The organism is Weissella sp. ESL1139, assembly GCF_058506735.1.
Genome location: NZ_CP196375.1, coordinates 1,476,968 through 1,500,946, shown reverse-complemented (window position 1 = coordinate 1,500,946; position 23,979 = coordinate 1,476,968). Strand labels below are relative to the sequence as shown.

The window sequence follows — 23,979 nt, the reverse complement described above, 5'->3', positions numbered from 1 at the left end:
GTATTTAAATGAATATGCACCTATAGCGCAACTGGATAGAGTGTCTGACTACGAATCAGAAGGTTGAAGGTTCGAATCCTTCTAGGTGCATTAATTAAAGACCATCAAGAGAAATCTTGGTGGTTTTTGTGTCAACAAAAGCGTAAATCGTACAATAAACATTAATTATAAAAAAATATTTGCTTTTAGTGGCATTGAATTGCAATGCGTTTTATAATTATGTCAATATTGGTCAAAGGGGGGTGAGCGTTATGTCCGATTCAAATATGTCTGATAATATCGAGGCATACTTGAAGCAAATTTTACAACAAGCGAATGAAATTGAGATTCGCCGTGTTGAACTTGCTCAGCGCTTTAATGTCGTCCCGTCACAAATTAACTATGTCATTAAGACACGCTTTAATACTGAAAATGGTTATTTGGTGGAATCAAAACGAGGTGGTGGCGGTTATATTCGCATTGTTAAAATGGCGTTGCGATCTGAGCCAGCTTTGATTGAAGAGATACGACAGCAACTCCCGGAGATTGTTAGCTTTAGAACAGCAACATCAGTCATGTCCTGTTTGTGCCGTGAAGATATTTTAACGCTCCATGAAAGTGAATTGATTTTGACATTATTATCAAAAGAGACACTTAATGTTGGGGATGTCACAATTCAAGGACGGTTACGAGCAAGACTGCTGCAACAATTATTGAACCGTTTACGGTTTGAAAGTGAGCGTAATTAATATGGATAATCAATATACACCAAGTGCAAAAAACGTTTTAGTCGTTGCACAAGAACAAGCAAAAAATTTTAAACATCAAGCAGTAGGTACCGAGCATTTGTTGCTAGCTTTGTCGATTGAAAAAGAAGGCATTGCCAGCAAAGTCATGCAAGAATCTGATGTGAATGATGACGAAATTAGAAGCCAGATTGAACAGTTTACGGGTTATGGTACCTTATCACGTAATGCGAAAAGTACTTATCTACCATATTCACCTAAAGCATCTGATATTATTCGTTTGGCTAATGAAAATGCTAAGCAATTACATCAAGAGCAAACAGGTACCGAGCATCTATTACTAGCACTATTGTCAGATACGACAATCTTTTCATCACGTATTTTAGCTAATTTAAATGTTAATCCTAGTGAAATGCGTCGTGCGGTATTGCGTAAACTTGGTGTGAAAGAATCACCTAAGAAACGTGATCCTCGTCGTAATAAACGCGCACAACAATCACAAGACCAAGAAGGTACGCCAACATTGGATATGTTAGCACGTGATTTGACGCAATTAGCTCGTGATAATCAGATGGATCCAGTCGTTGGCCGTGATGCTGAGGTTAAGCGTGTCATTCAAATTTTGTCACGTCGTACGAAGAATAATCCAGTACTAATTGGGGAACCAGGTGTTGGTAAAACAGCAATTGCTGAAGGATTAGCTCAACGCATTGTTGCTGGTGATGTGTCATCAGACATGAGTCATAAACGTTTGATGATGCTTGATATGGGATCATTGGTAGCTGGTACCAAGTATCGTGGTGAATTCGAAGATCGTTTGAAGAAAGTGATTGATGAAATTCAGCGTGATGGGCAAGTCATTCTATTTATTGATGAGTTGCATACGTTGATTGGAGCTGGTGGTGCTGAAGGTGCCATTGATGCTTCAAATATTTTGAAGCCCGCTTTGGCACGTGGTGAACTACAAACAATTGGTGCTACTACGTTAGATGAGTATCAAAAGTATATCGAAGCTGACGCGGCTCTAGAACGTCGTTTTGCTCAAGTTAGCGTTGACGAGCCCACACAAGCTGATGCAATTGCTATTTTGAAGGGTCTTAAGTCACGTTATGAGCAACATCATCAAGTGGCAATTCCTGATGAAGCGATTGTTGAGGCGGTTAAATTATCAGTTCGTTATATCACTGACCGTTTTTTGCCTGATAAAGCAATTGATTTAATGGATGAGGCAGCTGCTAAAGTACGAATTGATCGCATTGGTCATGAAACTCCAATGGCTAAACAACAAGAAAAGTTAATGACATTGCGTCAAGAAAAAGATGATGCGATTGAACGACTTGACTTTGAATTAGCTGCTGATTTCCGTAAAAAGGAAATGAAGCAAAAGCGTCACATTGATAAAATTTTGGATGAGCAACTTGAACAATCAGGTGATCAAAATTATGATTTGACTTTGTCAGTTCATGATATTGCCGAAGTTGTCTCTGAACAAACTGGTGTGCCTTTGACGCAGATGGAAAAGACTGAGCAAGAACGTTTGGTTAACCTAGAAAAGGTTTTGCATAAGCGCGTGATTGGTCAAGACGAAGCCGTATCAGCAATCGCCCGTTCAATTCGCCGTGCCCGTTCAGGAATGAAAGATCCAGAACGGCCAATTGGAACATTCTTGTTCCTAGGTCCTACTGGAACTGGTAAGACTGAGTTAGCGAAAGCCTTGGCTGAGGCAGTGTTCGGGTCAGAAGATAATATGATTCGTGTTGATATGTCAGAGTATCGTGAAGCATATTCAGCTAGTCGATTAGTTGGGTCAGCACCAGGATATGTTGGTTATGAAGAAGGTGGCCAACTAACAGAAAAGGTTCGCCGTAATCCTTATTCAGTTGTGCTATTGGATGAGGCTGAAAAGGCGCACCCAGATATTTATAATTTGATGCTACAAGTCTTCGACGATGGTTACATGACAGATGCCAAAGGACGCAAGGTCGACTTTAGAAACACTATCATTATTATGACTTCTAACTTGGGTGCAACTCGTTTACGTGATGAGAAGTCAGTTGGATTCGGTGCTGTTGATAAGTCATCAAACTATGAAGCTATGCGTGACACGATTATGCAGACGGTTAAAGAAACATTCCGTCCAGAATTCATTAACCGTCTTGATGAAATTGTTGTTTTCCGTTCATTGAATAAGGAAGAATTACATCAAATTGTTAAGTTAATGTCTAAGTCAGTTTTGCAACGTATCAGTGAGCAAGGCTTTACAGTTAAGATGACACCAGCTGCCGTTGATGTTGTTGCGAAGGCTGGTTTTGATCCTGAATTTGGTGCACGTCCAATTCGCCGTGCTTTGCAAACAAAGGTTGAAGATGCACTTTCAGAACAATTGTTGCTAGGTAAGATTAGTGTCAATGATCAAGTGACAATTGGTGCTAAAAATGGCGAAATTTCAATTAACGTTAAACCGTTGAAAAAAGATGTAGAAGCTGTTTCAAAATAGATTAAAAAAGTAAGCGTTGACAAGAAGTCTTTTTCTTGCTAATGCTTACTTTTTCTTGTATACTAAAGAATAGTTTAATTGTGTATAAAACAACGGCCGACAGGAAATATTGTCCCTGAAAGCCTGCATATCAACGACAAGAGCGTTTTCAGGGATGGGGATGCTGTTGTCTTTTTTGCACTCAAAAACCGGTAAAATGCATAAATTGTAAACAAATTGTAATATACTGGTTGCACAGTTGGCCAATTTAAAGCGAGGTGGAAAACTTGGTAGGAACGCTTGTAAAGTATGGTAAACACCGTGTTCGTCGTAGTTATGCTCGAATCAAGGAAGTTCTTGATTTGCCTAACTTGATCGAAGTTCAAACGGACTCATACAACTGGTTCTTGGATGAAGGATTGCGTGAAATGTTTATGGACATTTTGCCAATTGAAGACTTCCAAGGAAAGTTGTCTCTAGAATTTGTGGACTATAAGCTTATGGAGCCTAAGTACACAGTAGAAGAAGCACGTAATCATGATGCTAATTATTCAGCACCATTGCACGTTACGTTGCGCTTAACAAATCAAGAAACTGGTGAAATTAAATCACAAGATGTTTTCTTTGGTGATTTTCCATTGATGACACCTTCAGGAACATTCATTATTAATGGTGCTGAACGTGTTATCGTTTCACAATTAGTGCGCTCTCCTGGTGTGTACTATAACGAAGAATTAGATAAGAACGGTCGTCCAAATTACGGTACGACTTTCATTCCAAGCCGTGGTGCTTGGCTAGAATTTGAAACTGATGCTAAAGGTCTTAGCTATGTTCGTATTGACCGTACTCGTAAGTTGCCAATCACTGAATTGGTACGTGCATTGGGTTACGGTTCAGATTCAGAAATTCTAGAAATGTTAGGGGATCAATATGATTCAATTTCATTAACTTTGGATAAGGATGTTCATAAAGACATCGAAGATTCACGTGTTGAAGAGTCATTGAAGGATATCTATGAGCGTCTTCGTCCTGGTGAGCCTAAGACGGCTGACTCAGCTCGTGCCCTATTGACAGCTCGTTTCTTCGACCCAAAGCGTTATGATCTAGCACCTGTTGGTCGTTACAAGATTAACAAGAAGCTATCATTAAAGGCACGTTTGATGGGCTTGACATTGGGTGAGACGCTTGCTGATCCAGATACTGGTGAAGTTATTGCTGAAAAGGGTACAGTTGTTGACAAGCAAGTTATGTCTGCTTTGTCACCTTACTTAGATCGTGAAGACTTCAAGCGTACAATATACACACCATCTGATGATGCTGTTGTGACTGAACCAATGGTTTTGCAAACTATCTTAGTTGAAAACCCAGAGGACCCTGAAAAGACATTGCCAGTTATTGGTAATGGTCAATTTGATCCAAAGGTTCGTACAGTTAAGCCAGCTGATATTATCGCTGGTATGAACTACTTCTTGAACTTGCCATTAGGTATCGGTACGACTGACGACATTGACCACTTGGGTAACCGTCGTATTCGTCGTGTTGGTGAATTGCTACAAAACACATTCCGTATTGGTTTGAGCCGTATGGAGCGTGTTGTTCGTGAGCGTATGTCAATTCAAGATCCTGAAACCGTAACACCACAACAATTGATTAACATTCGTCCAGTTGTTGCTGCTGTTAAGGAATTCTTTGGTTCATCACAATTGTCACAATTCATGGATCAAACTAACCCATTGGGTGAGTTAACTAACAAGCGTCGTTTGTCAGCCTTAGGACCTGGTGGTTTGACTCGTGACCGTGCCGGATATGAAGTTCGAGACGTTCACTATACTCACTATGGTCGTATGGACCCAATCGAAACACCTGAAGGTCCTAACATTGGTTTGATTAATTCATTGGCCACTTATGGACACATTAACAAGTTTGGTTTCATTGAAACACCATACCGTCGTGTTGATTGGACTACCCACAAAGTTACTGATCGTATCGACTACTTGACAGCTGACGAAGAGGATAACTTCGTGGTTGCACAAGGAAATTCTGTTTTGAATGATGATGGATCATTTGCGACTGATACAGTTTTGGCTCGTAAGAGTGATGTCAACACTGAGGTGCCAATTGATCAAGTCGATTACATGGACGTTTCACCTAAGCAAATTGTTGCCGTTGCAACGGCTGCTATTCCTTTCTTGGAAAACGATGATTCTAACCGTGCTTTGATGGGTGCCAACATGCAGCGTCAAGCAGTTCCTTTGATTAATCCACACGCACCATTAATTGGTACGGGTATTGAGTATAAGGCTGCCCACGATGCCGGTGTTGCGATTATTTCACAATACCCTGGGGTCGTTGAGTATGTTGACGGTCGTGAAATCCGTATTCGTCGTGAAGATGGTTCATTGGATAAGTACACTTTGATGAAGTTCCGTCGTTCAAACGCGGGTAAGAATTACAACCAACGTCCAATTGTTAAGGTTGGTGACAAGGTTGATGCTGATGAAGTATTAGCTGATGGTCCTTCAATGGAACAAGGTGAATTAGCCTTGGGTCAAAACCCATTGATTGCCTTTATGACTTGGCAAGGATATAACTTCGAGGATGCCATCATTATTAATGAGCGTTTGATCCGTGATGATGTTTATACATCAATTCACATCGAAGAATACGAATCAGAGGCTCGTGATACAAAGCTTGGCCCTGAAGAGTTTACTCGCGAAATTCCAAACACTGGTGAAGACCAGTTAAAGAACTTGGATGAGCGTGGTATTATCCGTATTGGTGCCGAAGTAGAAGATGGTGATATTTTGGTTGGTAAGGTAACACCTAAGGGAGTTACTGAATTATCAGCTGAAGAGCGTTTGCTACATGCCATCTTTGGTGAGAAGGCTCGTGAAGTACGTGATACTTCATTGAAGGTGCCTCACGGTGGTGGTGGAGTCGTACAAGATGTACGTATCTTCACACGTGAAAACGGTGATGAGTTGTCACCTGGTGTTAACATGATGGTTCGTGTCTACATTGCCCAACGTCGTAAGATTCAAGTTGGTGACAAGATGGCCGGACGTCACGGTAACAAGGGTACTGTTTCAGTTATCGTACCTTCTGAAGATATGCCATTCATGCCAGATGGAACCCCAATTGACATTATGTTGTCACCAATGGGTGTGCCTTCACGTATGAACATTGGTCAAGTGCTTGAATTGCACTTAGGTATGGCTGCTCGTGAATTAGGTATCCACGTTGCATCACCTGTCTTTGACGGTGCTCGTGACACGGATATTTGGGATGCTATCCAAGAAGCTGGTTTGCCAGCCGATGGAAAGACTATCCTTTATGATGGTCGTACTGGTGAAGCCTTTGACAAGCGTGTGTCTGTTGGTATCATGCACTACATGAAGCTAGCTCACATGGTTGATGATAAGATTCACGCTCGTTCAATTGGACCTTACTCATTAGTTACGCAACAACCACTTGGTGGTAAAGCACAATTCGGTGGTCAGCGTTTCGGAGAAATGGAAGTTTGGGCCCTTGAAGCTTATGGTGCTGCACATACGTTGCAAGAAATCTTGACATACAAGTCTGACGACGTTGTTGGTCGTGTTAAGACATATGAAGCCATTGTTAAGGGTGAACAAATTCCTAAGCCAGGTGTTCCTGAATCATTCCGTGTGCTAGTTAAAGAATTGCAAGCACTTGGTTTGGATATGAAGGTGCTTGACGCTGATGATCGTGAAATTGAATTGCGCGACATGGATGAAGATGATTCAGTCTTGAACGTTGAGACCGCTGGTCAAAAGACAGACAAGTTAGCTGAAGAATTTAACGCTGAAGGAAATGCTAAGGCATCAGATAGTGTCACTAACACAAACGACAGTGCTAAATAAAATTTAAATAAAGTGTAGCCGGCCTAGCTTTTGCTAGGTTTGTGCTTAGTGTAAAGGGCATTATGATGATCGTTATACTAAGCACAAACCTAGTAGAACTACGGGTCGGAATTGTATAAAGAACCTATGAAAGGGGTCGAACAATTGATCGATGTCAATAAGTTTGAAAGTATGCAAATCGGTCTGGCCAGTCCAGATAAGATTCGCAGCTGGTCTTATGGTGAAGTAAAAAAGCCTGAGACAATCAACTACCGTACACTTAAACCTGAAAAAGATGGTCTATTTGATGAGCGTATCTTTGGACCTACAAAAGATTATGAATGTGCCTGTGGTAAGTACAAGCGTATCCGTTATAAGGGAATTGTTTGTGACCGTTGTGGTGTTGAGGTAACCTCAGCTAAGGTTCGTCGTGAGCGCATGGGTCACATTGAGTTGGCTGCGCCGGTATCACACATTTGGTATTTCAAGGGAATTCCATCACGTATGGGATTGGTTTTGGATATGTCACCACGTTCACTTGAAGAAGTTATTTACTTTGCTTCATACGTGGTAACTAACCCAGGTGATACTGCATTGACTTACAAGCAATTGCTTTCAGAACGCGAATACCGTGAATTAAAGGCTGAATATGGTAATACCTTTGAAGCTGGTATGGGTGCTGAAGCTATCCAAACTTTGTTGTCACAAGTTGACTTGGACGAGGAAGTTACGGAATTAAAGGCTGAATTGCGTGAAGCAACTGGTCAAAAGCGTGTTCGTGCGGTTCGCCGTTTGGACATCATTGAGGCCTTTGTAAAGTCTGGAAATAAGCCAGAGTGGATGGTTATGGATGTTATTCCAATTATCCCACCTGACTTGCGACCAATGGTTCAACTTGAAGGTGGCCGTTTTGCTACCTCAGATTTGAACGATTTGTATCGTCGTGTTATTAACCGTAACAACCGTTTGAAGCGTCTTCTAGAGCTAAACGCACCTGGTATTATCGTGCAAAACGAGAAGCGTATGTTGCAAGAAGCAGCTGATGCTTTGGTTGATAATGGTCGTCGTGGCCGTCCAGTTACTGGTCCAGGTAACCGTCCATTGAAGTCATTGTCACACATGCTTAAGGGTAAGCAAGGACGTTTCCGTCAAAATTTGCTTGGTAAGCGTGTTGATTATTCTGGACGTTCAGTTATCGACGTTGGTCCTTTCTTGAAGATGAACCAAATGGGATTGCCACGTCCAATGGCTATGGAGTTATTCCGCCCATTCATCATGAAGGAATTGGTTAAGCGTGATTTGGCTGGCAACATCCGTGCTGCTAAGCGTAAGATTGATCGCCGTGATGAAGACGTTATGGATGTTTTGGAAGATGTTATTAAGGAACACCCAGTTCTATTGAACCGTGCACCAACGTTGCACCGTTTGGGTATTCAAGCCTTTGAGCCAGTGCTAGTTTCTGGTAAAGCTATGCGTCTACACCCATTGGTAACTGAGGCTTACAACGCCGATTTCGATGGGGATCAAATGGCTATCCACGTGCCATTGTCAGATGAAGCACAAGCTGAAGCACGTTTGCTTATGTTAGCTGCTGGTCACATTTTGGCACCTAAGGATGGACAACCTATCGTTGCACCTTCACAGGACATGGTTATCGGTAATTACTACCTAACGACCGAAGAAGCTGGTCGTGAAGGTGAAGGTATGATCTTTAAGGATCTTAATGAGGTTCGTACGGCTTACCAAAACAAGTATGTACATTTGCATACACGTATTGGTATCCAAACTTCTTCATTGCCTGCTGAGAAGCCATTCACTGCTGAGCAACGTTCACGTATTATGATGACATCTGTTGGTAAGCTATTCTTCAACGATATCTTGCCAAAGGATTTCCCATACTTGAATGAGCCAACTGAAGCTAACTTGCATGAAATCGACAACCGTTTCTTCTTAGAACCAGGTGAAGATATCAAGGCTCGCTTTGCTGAAACTAATATCTTGCCACCTTTCAAGAAGGGTTACTTGTCAGATATTATCGCCGAAGTTTACAAGATTTATAAGGTTACAGAAACATCATTGTTGTTGGATCGTATGAAGGACTTGGGTTACGATGAATCAACAAAGTCTGGTTTGACGGTTGGAGTTTCCGACGTTACTGACTTGAAGGAAAAACCAGAAATTATCGAGGATGCCCACAAGCAAGTTGCCACAGTTACAAAGCAATTCCGTCGTGGATTGATTACTGATTCAGAACGTTATGAACGTGTTATTGCCATTTGGAATAAGGCTAAAGATGACATTACTGATAAGCTAATCGAACACTTCGAACCTGATAACAACATCTTCATGATGTCTGATTCAGGAGCTCGTGGTAACATTTCTAACTTTACGCAACTAGCTGGTATGCGTGGTTTGATGGCCGCCCCTAACGGACGTATCATGGAGCTACCTATCATCGCTAACTTCCGTGAGGGACTATCTGTTTTGGAGATGTTCTTCTCAACTCACGGTGCTCGTAAAGGAATGACCGATACGGCCTTGAAGACAGCCGATTCAGGTTACATGACCCGTCGTCTAGTTGATGTGGCACAAGATGTCATTATCCGTGAAGAAGACTGTGGTAGTGATCGTGGTTTGGACGTTACTGCTATTATGAATGGTAACGAAGTTATCGAAACATTATACGAACGTATCCTAGGTCGTTACGCACAAAAGTCAGTCATTGATCCAGAAACTGGTGATAAGATTGTCGGTCGTAATGAAATTATTACTGAAGATATTGCAAAGCGCATTGATGAAGCTGGTATTACGACAGTTACAATTCGTTCAGCATTTACTTGCAACACTGAACACGGAGTTTGTGTTCGTTGCTACGGCCGTAACATGGCTACTGGTGATGTTGTCGAAGTTGGTGAAGCTGTTGGTACTGTTGCCGCACAATCAATCGGTGAGCCAGGTACACAATTGACTATGCGTACATTCCACACTGGTGGTGTTGCTGGAAACGATATTACTCAAGGACTTCCTCGTGTGCAAGAAATCTTTGAAGCACGTAACCCTAAGGGTCGTGCGATTATCACTGAAGTTACTGGTGAAGTAACATCTATCGAAGAAAACCCAGCTGATCGTACTAAGGAAGTTACTATCCAAGGTGAGACAGATACTCGTACTTACACATTGCCAATGACTGCACGTATGCGTGTGGGTGAAGGTGATCACATTCACCGTGGTGAGACGTTGAACGAAGGTTCTGCTGATCCTAAGGAAATTATCCAAGTTCGTGATACTTTGGCAACGGAAACTTACATTGTGGACGAAGTTCAAAAGGTTTACCGTATGCAAGGTGTTGAGATTTCTGACAAGCACATCGAAGTTATGGCTCGTCAAATGTTGCGTAAGATTCGTATCATGGATCCAGGTGAAACTGACCTATTGCCAGGTACGTTAATGGATATCGCACAATTCCGTGATGCTAACGAGAGTACCCTAGTTAATGGTGGTTTGCCAGCTACAGGCCGTCCTGTTTTGCTTGGTATTACTAAGGCCTCATTGGAGACCAACTCATTCTTGTCAGCTGCATCATTCCAAGAGACAACTCGTGTCTTGACTGACGCTGCTATTCGCGGTAAGAATGATCCACTTGTTGGTTTGAAGGAAAATGTTATTATTGGTAAGCTAATTCCAGCTGGTACTGGAATGAAGCAATATCAAGAAATTGAAGACAAGGTTGTTGCTGACCCAATCGTCACTTCTTCTGAAGAAGATAACAACATTCCAACTTCAATTGCCGATATTGAAAATGCTATGAACTTATCAAAGTAATACAATGATTAACATCCTATTGATGACATTTATTTGTTATCAATAGGATGTTTTTTTGTTAAGATGTAAGTAGATAAGTATTGATATAAAACATTGAAATTATGATTAAAACGGTAGGAGGATTGTATGGAAGATTTTCGTTTTCAAAATAAGACCGATATTCGTTTTGGTAAGCATCACATCGACGAAGAATTACATGACGCTGTTGCCCAATTTGGCGACAAAGTGTTGTTAACATATGGTGGTGGTTCAATTAAGAAGTCGGGTCTCTATGACCGTGTTATGAAGGCTTTAGCTGATTTGCAAATCACTGAATTATCAGGAATTGCACCTAATCCAAAAATTGCTTCAGTTCGTGAAGGTCAAAAGTTGGCCAAAGAAAATGATATTGATGTGATTTTATCAGTTGGTGGTGGTTCAGTATTAGATGCTTCTAAAGTTATTGCTTCAGCTAAGTTTTATGATGGTGATGCATGGGATTTGGTAGTTGATCGTGGTTCAGAGAGCCGTTCAAAGATTAATCAATTACCAGTTGTTGATATTTTGACTTTGTCAGCAACCGGTTCAGAGATGAATGCTGGTTCAGTTATCTCAAATCCTGATTTGAATATTAAAATTGGTACATATGGTCCTAATACACCAGCAGTTTCATTCTTAGATCCACAATTAACGTACTCTGTTTCAAAATGGCAAACAGCAGCCGGTTCATTTGATGTTTTCTCACATTTGACTGAACAATATTTTGATCGTGCAACAGCTAATGATGTGACTTCAGGTTTGATTGAAGGGATGATGCGCTCAGTTATTAAGTGGGCACCAGTTGCTGTAGCTGAACCTGATAACTATGATGCGCGTGCCAACTTAATGTGGGGTGCCACCATGGCTCTGAACGGTATTGCTCGTTCAGGAACGGCTAACGGTTGGACCGTGCATCCAATTGAGCACGAATTATCAGCTTATTATGATATTACGCACGGTGTTGGGTTAGGTATTCTAACACCACGGTGGATGAAGCGCGCTTTGTCAGCTGAAACCGAAGCACGCTTTGCACGTTTTGGTCGCGAAGTTTGGCATTTAAGTGGTGATGATGATCATGAAGTTGCTGAAAAAGCTATCCAAGCAACCTATGATTGGATTAAATCATTAGGTATTCCAATGACTTTGCCAGGTGTTGATATCAACAATGATGAAAAATTTGTTGAGATGGCGCAAGAAGCTGTGCGCATTGGTAATTTGGATAACAATGGTGGTTATGTCAATCTTTCAGTAGATGATGTGGTTGCCTTGTATCAAGCATCAATGACCACTGATGGATTTGAATAAATAATAATTGAAAGAATCAAAGTATTTCGAGCTTATCAAAGCGAGCTTTGATTCTTTTTCAATGTAGAAATGATGGAAAATATGAAAAAAATTGATAAAGGGATCCAGTTTGCTGGCCAAAACATCAGCATGTTTCGCTGTTTGGTGGACGATGAACCTTATACACAGCTAGAAAATCATACCTTAGTTTGTCCCCACGGACATCGTTTAGATTTGAATAAAAAGGGTTCACTTTATTTTTTAAATAAAGCTGTTAATACCGAATATGATGATAGTATGTTAGCTTCTCGACGTAAGGTTTTGTCAGCCGGCTTATTTGATGGTATCGTCAAAGCTGTCGCTGAAGAATTACCTAATCAACCACAACGTATTTTAGACGTTGGTACTGGTGAAGGGACACCATTAAAAAGATTATTAGACTTACGTCAGCAAGATGATACGGCAATTGGTTTTGATATTTCGAAAGCGGGTGTTAATTTAGCGACGCAATTAGAAACAGATGCTTTTTTTGCTGTTGCTGATTTAGCCAATCTACCATTTACGGATGCAAGTTTTGATAGCATCGTTGAATTCTTTTCGCCAAGTGCTTATGAGGAATTCAAGCGGGTTTTGAAACCTGGTGGTACTTTAGTGAAAGTGGTACCAGCTGCTGGCTACTTGCATGAATTACGTGAAATGTTATATCCAGTTGACTCACCAAAGCATACTTATCAAAATGATAAAGTGGTGCAACGATTTATGGAAAATTATCCAACGGCAACGCAACATGAGATTTCCTATGAGTGGGAAATTCCTAATGAATTATATGTTGATTTGTTACACATGACACCACTACATTGGGGTGCCCGACCAGAAACCCAAGCAATGGCAGAAAATATGCCTTTAAAAAAGGTCACAGTTAACGTTGTGGTTATGAATTATCAGAACTAATTGTGCATAATGTGGATAAAGTGTAGTCTTTTCCACAAAAAATTGTGGAAAAAGTGATGAAAGTTCGTTAAAATATATAGAATAGGGTGAAAGCCCAACAAACTATTTTTAAGGAATGGAGCCACGAGTATGTTTCCTGAACGCTTACGTGAATTACGAAAAGGTCGTAATATCACATTGGACAATCTTGCTGAAGAAATGAATAAACATCTTGAGCCGGGTCAAAAGCCAAATACAGCTGCTCAAATTGGAAACTGGGAACGTGGTGATCGTTCACCATCGTACATTGAAGTTCGCAAATTAGCTGACTTTTTCAATGTGTCAATGGATTTTTTGGTTGGCCGGGCAATGTCCGAAAAGACTGATTTATCATTACTATTTTTATCAGGTAAAGAAATTGATTTTAATGGTAAACCACTAACCGATCAGCAACGTTTTGATATTTTCCAATATGTTAATTCTTATTTGAATCCTGTATCGTATACTGCTGAAGACGATGTCCGTGGTAACCACCAAGAAAACTTATTCTAAAGGAATCCGTATGAACCAAACAGAATTAATTCGCTTTGGTACTGGTCGACAGCTCACTGAGATTGATTATCTTGGTGAGCTGTTGTCGTATCAAGCTTCGTTTAAAATGATACCATCAGTAAATCAGTTAATTATGCAAGTTAAGCAAGCCGTTAACGATATTAATCAGGGCTTTTTAGCTGATCAATTACCGGTACTTGAGGTGACGGATAGCATGATTGCTGATGTCCAAAAATATGTTGTGACCAAATTTCCAAAGCAACCTGCAAAGGGAAATGCTTTATGGTCACAATTAAGTGAAGCATTAGAAAATATTGATTTTCTTGTGCGCCATTTGCGTGATGCTTTAATTGAATATTTTAGTATGTACGGTTATGTGTCGACGCCTTTTGTTAAAGATTTATCGCAATATATTGCAGGACAACCAGTCTTAGAATTGCTGGCCGGTCATGGGTATTTGTCAGCTGGATTGCGGGCGCTAAACCCACAACAAACAGTGATTGCAACTGATAATCAATCATGGCGTAATCAACCTGATATTACCTTGATGCAACCAGTAACCGAGGTTGAAAACCTTGATGGTTTAGCAGCATTAGCTAAATACGCTGACCAAGTTGCTGTGATTATTATTAGTTGGGCGCCAGATACTTCGCAGTTGGATTGGAATTTATTACAAGTTATCCGGGAAAAATACGCCGATAAAAAGTTAATTGTGATTGGTGAATACCAAGGAGCGACGAATTCTAAAGCATTTTGGTTACACGCAAAAGTAACACCTATTTTGGCCGCCCATCATCAATCATTTGATTTAATTGATGAACAAGTTTATGAAGTAGAATAGGGAAGTTAGAGATGGTTACGGAAACAAAACGACAGCATTTAGCATTATTTATTGCAACGATTGTTTTAGGTTTAGTAGTGGGTTTTAGTTCATTGCTATTAGGACAATTGCTGGATATTGTTGAGCATTTATTTTTACACTTTGAAGAAAACGTTTTAGTACCAGTTGCAACGAATGCGACCCCTTTCAATCGCTTATTGTCGGTAACAATGGGTGGTATTATTGCAGCATTAATTTGGTACGCATTACGCCGTTACGGTAAAGCAACCATTAGTATTAATCAAGCTTTGCAGGGACAACACATGCCGTTTTGGTCAACGGTGGTCCACGTTATGGTTCAAATTTTTTATGTCGCAACTGGTGGCTCAATTGGTCGTGAATTGGCACCCCGTGAAGCAGGAGCGATGCTAGCACAACAATGGCAGAAAATTGCCCAACGTTTGGGGTTAGCTCATTTATCAAGTGACGATAAACGATTATTGATTGCAGCGGCAGCTGGGGCAGGATTCGCGGGCATTTACATCGCACCAATTACAGGGATGTTGTTTGCGGTTGAAATTTTACTTAAAAAAATTGATAAGAAGACCGTTGCCGTTAGTTTGGGGATGTCAATCATTGCCATGTTAGTTGGTTCGATTACCAAGGGGTTTGTACCATATTATTTTATTGGTGATAAAAACTTTACGTTGACGATGTTGCCCTTTGTTATTGTTGTTGGTATTTTAATGGGTATTTTAGGTGCCAGTTTCCGACGTGGTTTTCAATGGGCTGGTAAACAGGGTGCAACGCCTAAACAATTATTATGGCAATTACCATTAATTGCCTTGGTAACCGGTATTATTGCCATGTTTATACCACAAATTATGGGAAATGGTCGTGGACTAGCAGAATTTGCGTTTGTGCATGAAGATATGCATCTGGCAGGGTTCTTATTAGTTGGTGCGTTACTAAAAGCTATTGTTACGATCTTTACCATTAAAGCCGGGGCAGCAGGTGGTACGCTAACGCCGTCAATTGCCATTGGTGGCGCGCTAGGTGTACTAGTGGGATTTGCCTATGTTATGTTGGTACCTGGTGCTTCACTTGTGCAAGCTGGTGTGATTGGAGCAGTTGGTTTTCTAGCTGCTTCACAGCAAGCACCTTTGATGGCTTTGTTTATGATATTTGAAGTTTGTCATCTAGATTATTCTGCATTGTTACCACTAGGATTAACTGTCATTTTAGCCAGTGTATCTTCTAAGATGGTTTTAAAATAAATAATGATTATTGATTAGTTAAAAAACGAGGTTGGGAAATTTGTATTCCAACCTCGTTTTCGTTTTATTGTTTTTATTACAACATTAAATTTAGTCTTCGCTTTCAGGTAATACCATCCACAAGAATACATATAAAATAACACTTGGGAATGGCACAAAGGTTAGTAATACCCACAAAAGGCGTAACAAATTAACATTCCAGTTAAAGCGTTCCGCAATACCACCTAAAACACCTGAAATAACACGATGCTTTTTTGATCGATATAGTTTCATAATAGATTCCCTCCCTTGTATTCTTATCTTTATTATACAATAAAAAAAAGCTAAGCGTGTTGAGACACGATTAGCTTTTTTTGGTTTATTCAAATTTTGCTGCGGCGCGCTTGACCAAACGTGAATTTGCAAATAGAACTGCCAAGAAGATGCAGCCTAAGTTAGCAAATGTAAAGATCAAGAAGACACCCGCTGTCCCAAATTTAGCAATCAATTCTGGGAAAATCAAGCTGACACCAAAGTTGGTCAACCAAATCATCGCCGTACTAATTGAATTGAACGTTGTCTTTAATTGTTGTGGGAACATCTCTGATAACAACATCCAAGTTACTGGACTAAGCAAACCTTGTTGGGTAGCCAAGAAGTAAGCTAAGATCACTAACACTAAAATGTTATTCATAGATGGTGCTAACGGTGTTGCGTCCATCACCCAACTTAGTAATCCAAGACTAAAGACGTTTGATATCAAACCGATAGTTAGTAGTTTGTAAGATGAAATTTTCTCAACCACGCGACGACCGGCAAAGATGGCAATTGATGAAACAATACCAATCAAAACGTTACCGTATAGTGATGCACCTGAACCAAGACCAACTTTTTCAAGAATGGTTGATCCATAATACATAACAGTATTAATACCTGAAGCCTGTTGTATAAAACCAACGGTCAAACCAGCACCAAGTAAGTATAACGCTGACTTTGACGAGAAAATCAAATGCCAGTCGGTTTTATCACCTTGACGTAGTGACTCTTTAGCATCACTGATATTTTCACGGATATCTAGCTTCGGAAAGCCTAACTTTTTAAAGAGTCTTTTGGCGCGGTCACGTTGACGATCCAAAAGGTACCAAAACGGACTATTAGGGATTCTAGCAGATGCAATCCATAAGAAAATTGCTGGCACAGCAGCGGCTAGCATCATAATACGCCAAATTGGATGCCAATCGGGCCAAAGTGATCCAAGAATGGCATTTACTGTAAAGGCTGATAATTGACCAAGCACAATACCAATGGCATTCTTATTAACGTTTTGGGTTGCGAGTTTATCAGGTGAAATTTCGTCTAAATATAAAGGTGACAGACTCGATGCGCAACCAACCGATAATCCTAAAATAAATCGAGCAATAATTAACATCCAAGCGTTAATGGATAATGAACAAGCAATGGTAGCGATGGTAAAAATTGCTGCCACCCATTGTAGTAATTTCTTTCGACCTAGGTTATCCGCTAAAGTTGTAACGGCTAGAGCACCAAACATACAGCCTAAAACTAGTGAACTGGAAATCAATCCTTGGATCGACGGCTCAGCACCAATTTGGTCTGGTTTACTAATAAAAGTTAGCGCTCCGTTGATAACACCTGTATCATATCCGAATAGAAAACCACCTAACGCAATGATATACGATGTGTAATTTAAAAACGGATTATTTTTTTTGGGACTAGAATTTTCTTGACTTGAAATTAAGAGCACTTCCTTTCAGATTTAAAAAACTAAATTATCGTACTAAATAATTATTGACTTGTTTCCAAGCAAGTCTATTAAAATATAATTCCCCTACGAAGATTAGTGTACAACATATTAACTTAAATGAATATTAAAACACGAATATAGCAGGGGCTCAAGAGCGATGTTGATAGTAAAAAAGTCGAATGACAACCAGTATTGACGATTGTCATTCGACTTTTATTATTTTGTAAATTAGATGAATTGATTAGAAAGTTGAATGAATTCATCAATATCTTTTTTAATTAGATCAGCACCAGCTTGCCAGAAATCAGGCTTGGTTAAATCGACACCTAAGTGTTTTTGTGCTAATTCTTCGGTGGTCATATTAGCTGTATCACGTAACAAGGCAATGTAAGCTTCTTCGAAGTTATCTTGCGTTTGCGCCCATGCATAGATGCCTTGGCTGAACAAATAACCAAATGTGTAAGGGAAGTTATAGAATGGCACATCATCAATATAGAAGTGCAATTTTGATGCCCAGAAGTGGGGATGAGTTTCGTCTAAAATACCGCCAAAGGCTTCTTCTTGCGCAGCAGTCATTAACTCATTAAGACGTGCTGCTGGTACAAAGCCGTTTTGACGTTCTTCATAGAAGCTCTTTTCAAACAAGAAACGAGCGCGAATGTTTAAGAACATGGCAACGGGATTATCCATCTTAGCATCTAAAAGCACAACCTTTTCGGCATCACTTTTAGCAGATTGAACGTTGGCATCAGCAATTAACATTTCAGCAAATGTTGAAGCTGTTTCAGCAACGTTCATGGCATATGAGTCACGCCAAACGGGCAAATCAGTTAGGGTTGAAGTGTGAAAACCGTGACCGACTTCATGAGCAATGGTCGCTGAATCATTAACGGAACCCGTAAAGGTTGTGATAATACGTGATTCATGAATATCGGGCACACTTTCCATCCAAGCACCAGGCGTTTTACCTTGACGATTTTCTGCTTCAATCCATTGATTTTCAAAAGCATTTTTAGCAAAAGCAGCCATCTTAGGTGAATATTTACCAAAGTTCTTAATGATAAAAGCGGCTGCTTCATCATAAGTTAAGGTACTTGGCGTGTAGTCACCTAAGTTTGTGATAGGTGCTGATTGATCTTGCCAACCAATTTTTGATAAGCCAAGTAATTTTGCCTTGCGATCAAAATAAGCCTTGAACATGCCTTTATTGTCATCAACAACTTGCCACATCGTATCAAGTGTTGCTCGTGACATACGATTTAACTCTAAAGGTTCCTCAAGAAAATCTGAATAACCATGGGCTTTTTGTTCGGTTAAGCGGGCACCAGCCAAGTGGTTTATTGTATCAGCGGCCAAGTTTTCAGCGCTACCCCACATTTTTTCATATTGGTACATGATTTCAGCACGTGTGTCATTGTCAGGGTAATCATCAATTCGATTTAAAGCTTGACCAGCTGATAAGGTTTGCTGGTCCCCGTTTTCATCAGTATAGGTCATGGTTAAACCAGCACTGATTGTGTCATAGTGTTCTGACCAAGCATTTAAACCATCTAAACGTAAGTTATTCAATAATGATTCTGTTTGGTCATCTAACAAACGGTCAGCTTGTTGACGTAATTCAGTTAAATAAAAGGCAACTGGTGCGACTGACTTTTCAGCTAATGCTACGGCAAATTCCTTATCTGAGAATGTCGTTAATAATTTAGAAAAGGCATTCAATGGTGTCTGATAAGCAACATCTAATTGGGCCACTTTATTTTGATAAGGACGGTATTCAGGGTTGGTATAATCGGCAGCTGATAGTGCGTTCACAAACAAACCAGCTGTTTGTAGTCCAGAATCAATTACTTGGATGTCAGCAACCAACTTAGCAAATTCTGAATAGTCGCTATCATTTTGACGGTCATACTGCGCAACGCGCTCACTTAAATCAGTAATTTGTTTCTGCAATAAAGTTAGCTTTTCAGCAAATTGTGGTGAATGAATACCACCAGTGTAAATGGGGTCTAAATCCCAGTTTAATGAATAGGTCATGAATGTTCTCCGTAATCTCATAGTTTTTTAATTATTCTAGCATAATTAAGATAGATTAGAAATGCACCATAATAGCGTTATTAATCAGTCAATGATTAAGTGGCTATGCTATAATAATTTGAGTTAAATTAGTAGGAATCAGGTTTAGAGATTATTATGTTAAAAAAGCGTAAAAAATGGACGACAAAACGAAAGGTATGGACAAGCGTTATTACACTAGTCGTGGTTATTGGTGCTGCGATATTAGGTGCTGGTGGCTATTTCTTTCATGTTGCCGAAGTACGAGCAGAGAAGGACTTTGTTGGCAACGGGTTGGTTGATAAAAAAAATCCATTGTACCCACAACAAGAAAAGTGGTTAGCTGCTGATACACAAACATGGCATTTAAAAGCAGATGATGGTACAAAATTAGTTGGTAATTATTTACCAGCTGAAAAAAAGACTAAGCAAACAGTGATTGTGATTCACGGTTTTGGTGTCGATCATAAGGCAATGGCACCGTACGGGGAAATGTTCCATCGAATGGGCTACAATGTTTTAATGCCTGATGATCGGGCAGCTGGTAAATCAGAAGGTAAATTTATCGGCTTTGGTTATTTGGATGCTAAGGATTATCAAGGCTGGATTAAGCAGGTACTTCATAAAAATGGCCAAGATAGCCAAATTGCTGTGATGGGTGCTTCAATGGGTGCGGCAACAACGATGATGTTGTCAGGAATGAATCCACCACATCAAGTTAAAGCTTATATTGAGGATTCAGGTTATACATCAGTAGCTGACGAGTTAGATTATGAAGCAGCTAATATGTACGGCTTGCCTAAATGGTTGTCTAATATGTTAATTCCTGTTGTTTCAGGTTATTCAAAGGTCTTTGCCGGTTACAGTTATGGTCAAGCTGATGCCGAAAAGTTATTGGCTAATAATAAGCGACCAATGATGTTTATTCATGGTGGGGATGATCACTTCGTACCAACAAGATTTATGCAACCAGTCTATGAGGCAACTAATGGACCAAAAGAAAAGTATCTAGTACCTGGTGCGGCTCATGTGGATTCATATAAGACCGATCCGGCCAAATACGAAGCCAAGGTTGGTGCATTCTTAGATAAGCATTTTAATTAGAAAGGGATAATTATGGCGGAACATTAAGAAAAGTATCTAGTACCTGGTGCGGCTCATGTGGATTCATATAAGACCGATCCGGCCAAATACGAAGCCAAGGTTGGTGCATTCTTAGATAAGCATTTTAATTAGAAAGGGATAATTATGGCGGAACATTATTACACAGCCAACCCAACAACTGAACATGATGAAAAAACGTGGCAGTTTGAATTATTTGACCACAAATTAACGTTTACGACGGATGCGGGTGTCTTTTCACGCGAAACGGTCGACTATGGGACACGGACCATGTTGACGGCATTTAATCAGGAATTGCCGGTTGGAAAAATTCTTGATTTAGGTGCAGGTTATGGACCAGTTGCCATTAGTTTAGCAAAAGTCTTACCAAATCGTGAGTTTGTTGCGGCTGAAATCAATAGTCGTGCGGCTGAACTAGTACAACGTAATGCGCAACGTAATCATGTTGACGAACAAATTACTATTGTCCAATCAGATCGTTATCAGAATGTGACCGGTAAATTTGCGGCTATTCTGACAAATCCGCCAGTACGTGCGGGTAAACAAATTGTGTCAGATATGATTGCGGGTGCGGTTGATCATTTGGTCCCTGAAGGAACACTAACTGTTGTCTTACAAAAAAAGCAAGGTGCCCCTTCGGCTAAAAAGTTGATGGCTAAATTATTTGGTAACGTCCAAACAATCGCTAAGGATAAAGGATATTACATCTTGGAGAGTACGTATGTCGGCAACGCTAACGACTAATCAAATTAACTATTTCATGGGCGAAGCCTTGCGTGAAGCACGTAAAGCCGCTTTGATTGGTGAAGTACCCATTGGCGCTGTTGTTGTGCAAGATGGTCAAATTATTAGTCGGGCATTTAATTTGCGTGAGCATATGCAAGATGGTAGTCAACATGCAGAATATCAAGCAATTTTAGCGGCTAATCGTTTACAACACTCATGGCGTTTACCTAGAGCGCAATTGTTTGTGACGTTAGAGCCGTGCATTATGTGTGCGGGTTTGATTCAACAAACACGCATTACGGATGTTTATTACGGCGCAGATGATTCTAAAGCTGGAGGTGTGACGTCAATGTATGAATTACTGACAGATGACCGATTAAATCATCAAGTAACGGTTCATGCTGGTATTCGGGCGGATGAAGCCAGTGATTTGTTAAAACAATTTTTTAAAGCTGTTCGTAAACGAAAGAAAGCAGCGAAAAAAGCTCGCCGATTGGCTAATAAAAATACTAGCCAAAACGACTAGTTCTTGCTATAATATATGTCGGTGAGGCAAGTGTGCACTTCGAATTGTGTCAGGGTCGGAAGGCAGCAGCACTAAGGAGACCGTATATTGTGCTTCACTTCCTAAGTAAATGAGTAGAGGTTAGAACAGTGTTCTAGCCTCTTTTTGTTATCTAAACTGTTATTTATTTGTTTAAATGGTAGCTGTTATCAGAATGCTTTTTCTGATATTATTGGTAATGATAAGTTACACATGAATCAGTAATTGTAAAAGACTGATAGAAAAGGGGTCACACATGGCATATCAAGCTTTATACCGGACATGGCGTCCACAAAAGTTTAGCGATATGATTGGTCAAGAAGTCGTGACCAGAACATTAAAAAATGCCATTATTACGGGACAAACGACACATGCTTATTTATTTAATGGTCCACGTGGAACAGGGAAAACCTCAGCAGCTAAAATTTTTGCTAAGGCAATTAATTGTTTGCATCCTGTTGATGGTGAACCTGATGGCACGTGCGAAATTTGTCAGGCAGCCGATGCTGGCACATTGGGGGATGTCATTGAATTAGATGCGGCTTCTAACAATGGGGTTGATGAAATCCGAAAGATTAGAGAAGATGTCACTTATGCACCCACACAAGCTAAGTATAAGGTTTACATCATTGACGAGGTCCACATGTTGTCAACGGGAGCTTTTAATGCCTTATTAAAGACACTTGAGGAACCACCTGCTAATGTTATTTTTATTTTAGCAACCACGGAACCACAAAAAATTCCGGCAACCATTATTTCTCGTACGCAACGTTTTGACTTTAAACGTATTAATGCCAGTGCTGCTTATGATCGGATGGTTTATATCTTAAATGAGCGTGGCAATACCTATGATGAAGATGCTTTGCGAGTTATCGCAAATGCAGCTGATGGTGGGATGCGTGATGCTTTGAGTATTTTGGATCAAGCGCTATCCTTTGGTAACGGGCATGTTACGCTAGAAAATGCCTTATTAGTGACAGGTTCAGTTACACAAACATTACTTGGAGAATACGTTCAAAAAGTTGTGCAACGAGATACGAAGGGTGCCCTTGCTAAATTATCTGAAGTATTAGATGAAGGTAAGGATGCTAATCGATTTGTTGAAGATTTGATTAGTTATGCGCGTGATTTATTGTTGTATACGGAAGCACCGGAATTAGTGACAATTGTGCCAGATGAGATTTTTACCGAACTAGCTAAAGGGCAAGAAGCTTCAGTTTGGTATAATATGATTGATCACTTGAATGATACGCAGCAGCAATTGCGTTATACTAATCGCCCCGCAATTTATTTAGAGGTGCTAACAGTTAAGTTAAGTCAACCGGTCGTAACGCAGCCAACGAATGTTGCACCAACAACGGTAAAGTCGCAAATACAAGATAAGCCAGCACAAGCAGCCCGTGAGCATAAGGTACGGATGGCAGAGTCACATGAAGCGGCACCACAACCGGCGCCTATTGAACCAGGTGTCCAACAACAGGAAGCACCACGTCGCCAGACTACTGTAAATATTCGTGTGAGTGATGACCAAGCTTCAGTATTTACAGTTTTGTCTGAAGCAACTCGTGGTGATTTGAATCGGGTGAATGCTGTTTGGGCAGATATGGTTAATATGTTGCCAGTTTCAGAACAAGCAATGTTAAATGTATCACGTCCTGTCGCAGCGTCAGCTAAAGGGCTAGTTGTTGCTTTTAATTTTGATATTATTCGGCACAACGCGATGCAAAAGGAAGATTTGTTGCAAACGATGGTGACACAAATCCGTGAATTAACACAAGCCGCCAATGAGCGTCAACTAGTCTTTATTACAACTGATGGCTGGCAACAGTTACGCGCTAAGTATGTTGCCCAATTGACGCAACATCAAGGGCAAGCTCCTGTAGCCAGCAATGAAGCGCAGTCGCCAATTGAAGAAGTGGCACCAATGCCGGAACAACCAGAGGAAGCCAATGATAGTTTGGTTGACGAAGCCAAAAATATTTTTGATGCAGATTTAATTGAAGAAAAAGATGATTAAAATAAAA

General features: G+C 40.3%; 16 protein-coding genes, 1 tRNA gene and 1 other RNA gene. 15 read left to right on the top strand and 3 right to left on the bottom strand.

Annotated features, from left to right (window positions below):
• The first annotated feature begins 16 nt into the window (after positions 1-16).
• The 10 genes from ACSYSF_RS07415 to ACSYSF_RS07370 all read left to right on the top strand — a co-directional run bounded on the left by ACSYSF_RS07415 (position 17) and on the right by ACSYSF_RS07370 (position 15,767).
• Positions 17-90, top strand: a tRNA-Arg gene (locus tag ACSYSF_RS07415).
• 161 nt (positions 91-251) lie between these two features.
• On the top strand, positions 252-728 hold the full coding sequence (locus tag ACSYSF_RS07410; protein WP_489867385.1) for a CtsR family transcriptional regulator: 477 nt from the start codon (positions 252-254) through the stop codon (positions 726-728).
• Position 729: 1 nt separating this feature from the next.
• Positions 730-3,222, top strand: a complete 2,493-nt coding sequence (locus tag ACSYSF_RS07405; RefSeq protein ID WP_489867384.1) for an ATP-dependent Clp protease ATP-binding subunit — start codon at positions 730-732, stop codon at positions 3,220-3,222.
• Between the two features lie 257 nt (positions 3,223-3,479).
• Positions 3,480-7,085: a DNA-directed RNA polymerase subunit beta gene (rpoB, locus tag ACSYSF_RS07400; protein ID WP_489867383.1), complete on the top strand. Its 3,606-nt coding sequence runs from the start codon at positions 3,480-3,482 to the stop codon at positions 7,083-7,085.
• A gap of 144 nt (positions 7,086-7,229) precedes the next feature.
• On the top strand, positions 7,230-10,886 hold the full coding sequence (rpoC, locus tag ACSYSF_RS07395) for a DNA-directed RNA polymerase subunit beta' (RefSeq protein WP_491737228.1): 3,657 nt from the start codon (positions 7,230-7,232) through the stop codon (positions 10,884-10,886).
• A 126-nt stretch (positions 10,887-11,012) separates the two neighbouring features.
• Positions 11,013-12,209, top strand: coding sequence for an iron-containing alcohol dehydrogenase (locus ACSYSF_RS07390; RefSeq protein ID WP_489867381.1), 1,197 nt, complete (start codon positions 11,013-11,015; stop codon positions 12,207-12,209).
• A gap of 81 nt (positions 12,210-12,290) precedes the next feature.
• Positions 12,291-13,139, top strand: coding sequence for a methyltransferase domain-containing protein (locus ACSYSF_RS07385; RefSeq protein ID WP_489867380.1), 849 nt, complete (start codon positions 12,291-12,293; stop codon positions 13,137-13,139).
• Positions 13,140-13,268: 129 nt separating this feature from the next.
• Positions 13,269-13,670 (top strand): helix-turn-helix domain-containing protein, encoded by a 402-nt coding sequence (locus ACSYSF_RS07380; RefSeq protein WP_489867379.1) that lies wholly within the window; start codon positions 13,269-13,271, stop codon positions 13,668-13,670.
• 10 nt (positions 13,671-13,680) lie between these two features.
• Positions 13,681-14,511 (top strand): SAM-dependent methyltransferase, encoded by an 831-nt coding sequence (locus ACSYSF_RS07375; protein WP_489867378.1) that lies wholly within the window; start codon positions 13,681-13,683, stop codon positions 14,509-14,511.
• 11 nt (positions 14,512-14,522) lie between these two features.
• Positions 14,523-15,767 carry a chloride channel protein gene (locus ACSYSF_RS07370; RefSeq protein WP_489867377.1) on the top strand — a complete coding sequence of 415 codons (1,245 nt, stop codon included), beginning with the start codon at positions 14,523-14,525 and terminating at the stop codon, positions 15,765-15,767.
• A 90-nt stretch (positions 15,768-15,857) separates the two neighbouring features.
• Here ACSYSF_RS07370 and ACSYSF_RS07365 read toward each other — a convergent pair whose 3' ends face one another.
• The 3 genes from ACSYSF_RS07365 to ACSYSF_RS07355 form a co-directional block, all read right to left on the bottom strand.
• Positions 15,858-16,040, bottom strand: a complete 183-nt coding sequence (locus ACSYSF_RS07365; protein WP_489867376.1) for a PspC domain-containing protein — start codon at positions 16,038-16,040, stop codon at positions 15,858-15,860.
• 85 nt (positions 16,041-16,125) lie between these two features.
• Positions 16,126-17,511: a sugar porter family MFS transporter gene (locus ACSYSF_RS07360; RefSeq protein ID WP_489867375.1), complete on the bottom strand. Its 1,386-nt coding sequence runs from the start codon at positions 17,509-17,511 to the stop codon at positions 16,126-16,128.
• A 228-nt stretch (positions 17,512-17,739) separates the two neighbouring features.
• Entirely contained in the window at positions 17,740-19,545 is a 1,806-nt protein-coding gene (locus ACSYSF_RS07355) for a M3 family oligoendopeptidase (RefSeq protein WP_489867374.1), read from the bottom strand.
• 156 nt (positions 19,546-19,701) lie between these two features.
• Here ACSYSF_RS07355 and ACSYSF_RS07350 point away from each other — a divergent pair, with 156 nt between their 5' ends.
• The 5 genes from ACSYSF_RS07350 to dnaX all read left to right on the top strand — a co-directional run bounded on the left by ACSYSF_RS07350 (position 19,702) and on the right by dnaX (position 23,972).
• Positions 19,702-20,667: an alpha/beta hydrolase gene (locus tag ACSYSF_RS07350; RefSeq protein WP_489867373.1), complete on the top strand. Its 966-nt coding sequence runs from the start codon at positions 19,702-19,704 to the stop codon at positions 20,665-20,667.
• Positions 20,668-20,811: 144 nt separating this feature from the next.
• The gene (locus ACSYSF_RS07345) at positions 20,812-21,429 is read left to right on the top strand and encodes a class I SAM-dependent methyltransferase (protein WP_489867372.1); all 618 of its coding nucleotides are present in this window, start codon (positions 20,812-20,814) and stop codon (positions 21,427-21,429) included.
• Positions 21,407-21,937, top strand: coding sequence for a nucleoside deaminase (locus tag ACSYSF_RS07340; protein WP_489867371.1), 531 nt, complete (start codon positions 21,407-21,409; stop codon positions 21,935-21,937). The genes ACSYSF_RS07345 and ACSYSF_RS07340 overlap by 23 nt, the downstream gene beginning before the upstream one ends.
• A 13-nt stretch (positions 21,938-21,950) precedes the next feature.
• Positions 21,951-22,048: signal recognition particle sRNA small type (ffs, locus tag ACSYSF_RS07335), an RNA gene on the top strand.
• A gap of 163 nt (positions 22,049-22,211) precedes the next feature.
• A complete protein-coding gene (gene dnaX, locus ACSYSF_RS07330; protein WP_489867370.1) occupies positions 22,212-23,972 on the top strand; it encodes a DNA polymerase III subunit gamma/tau in 1,761 nt (586 codons plus the stop codon).
• The last annotated feature ends 7 nt before the right edge of the window (positions 23,973-23,979 follow it).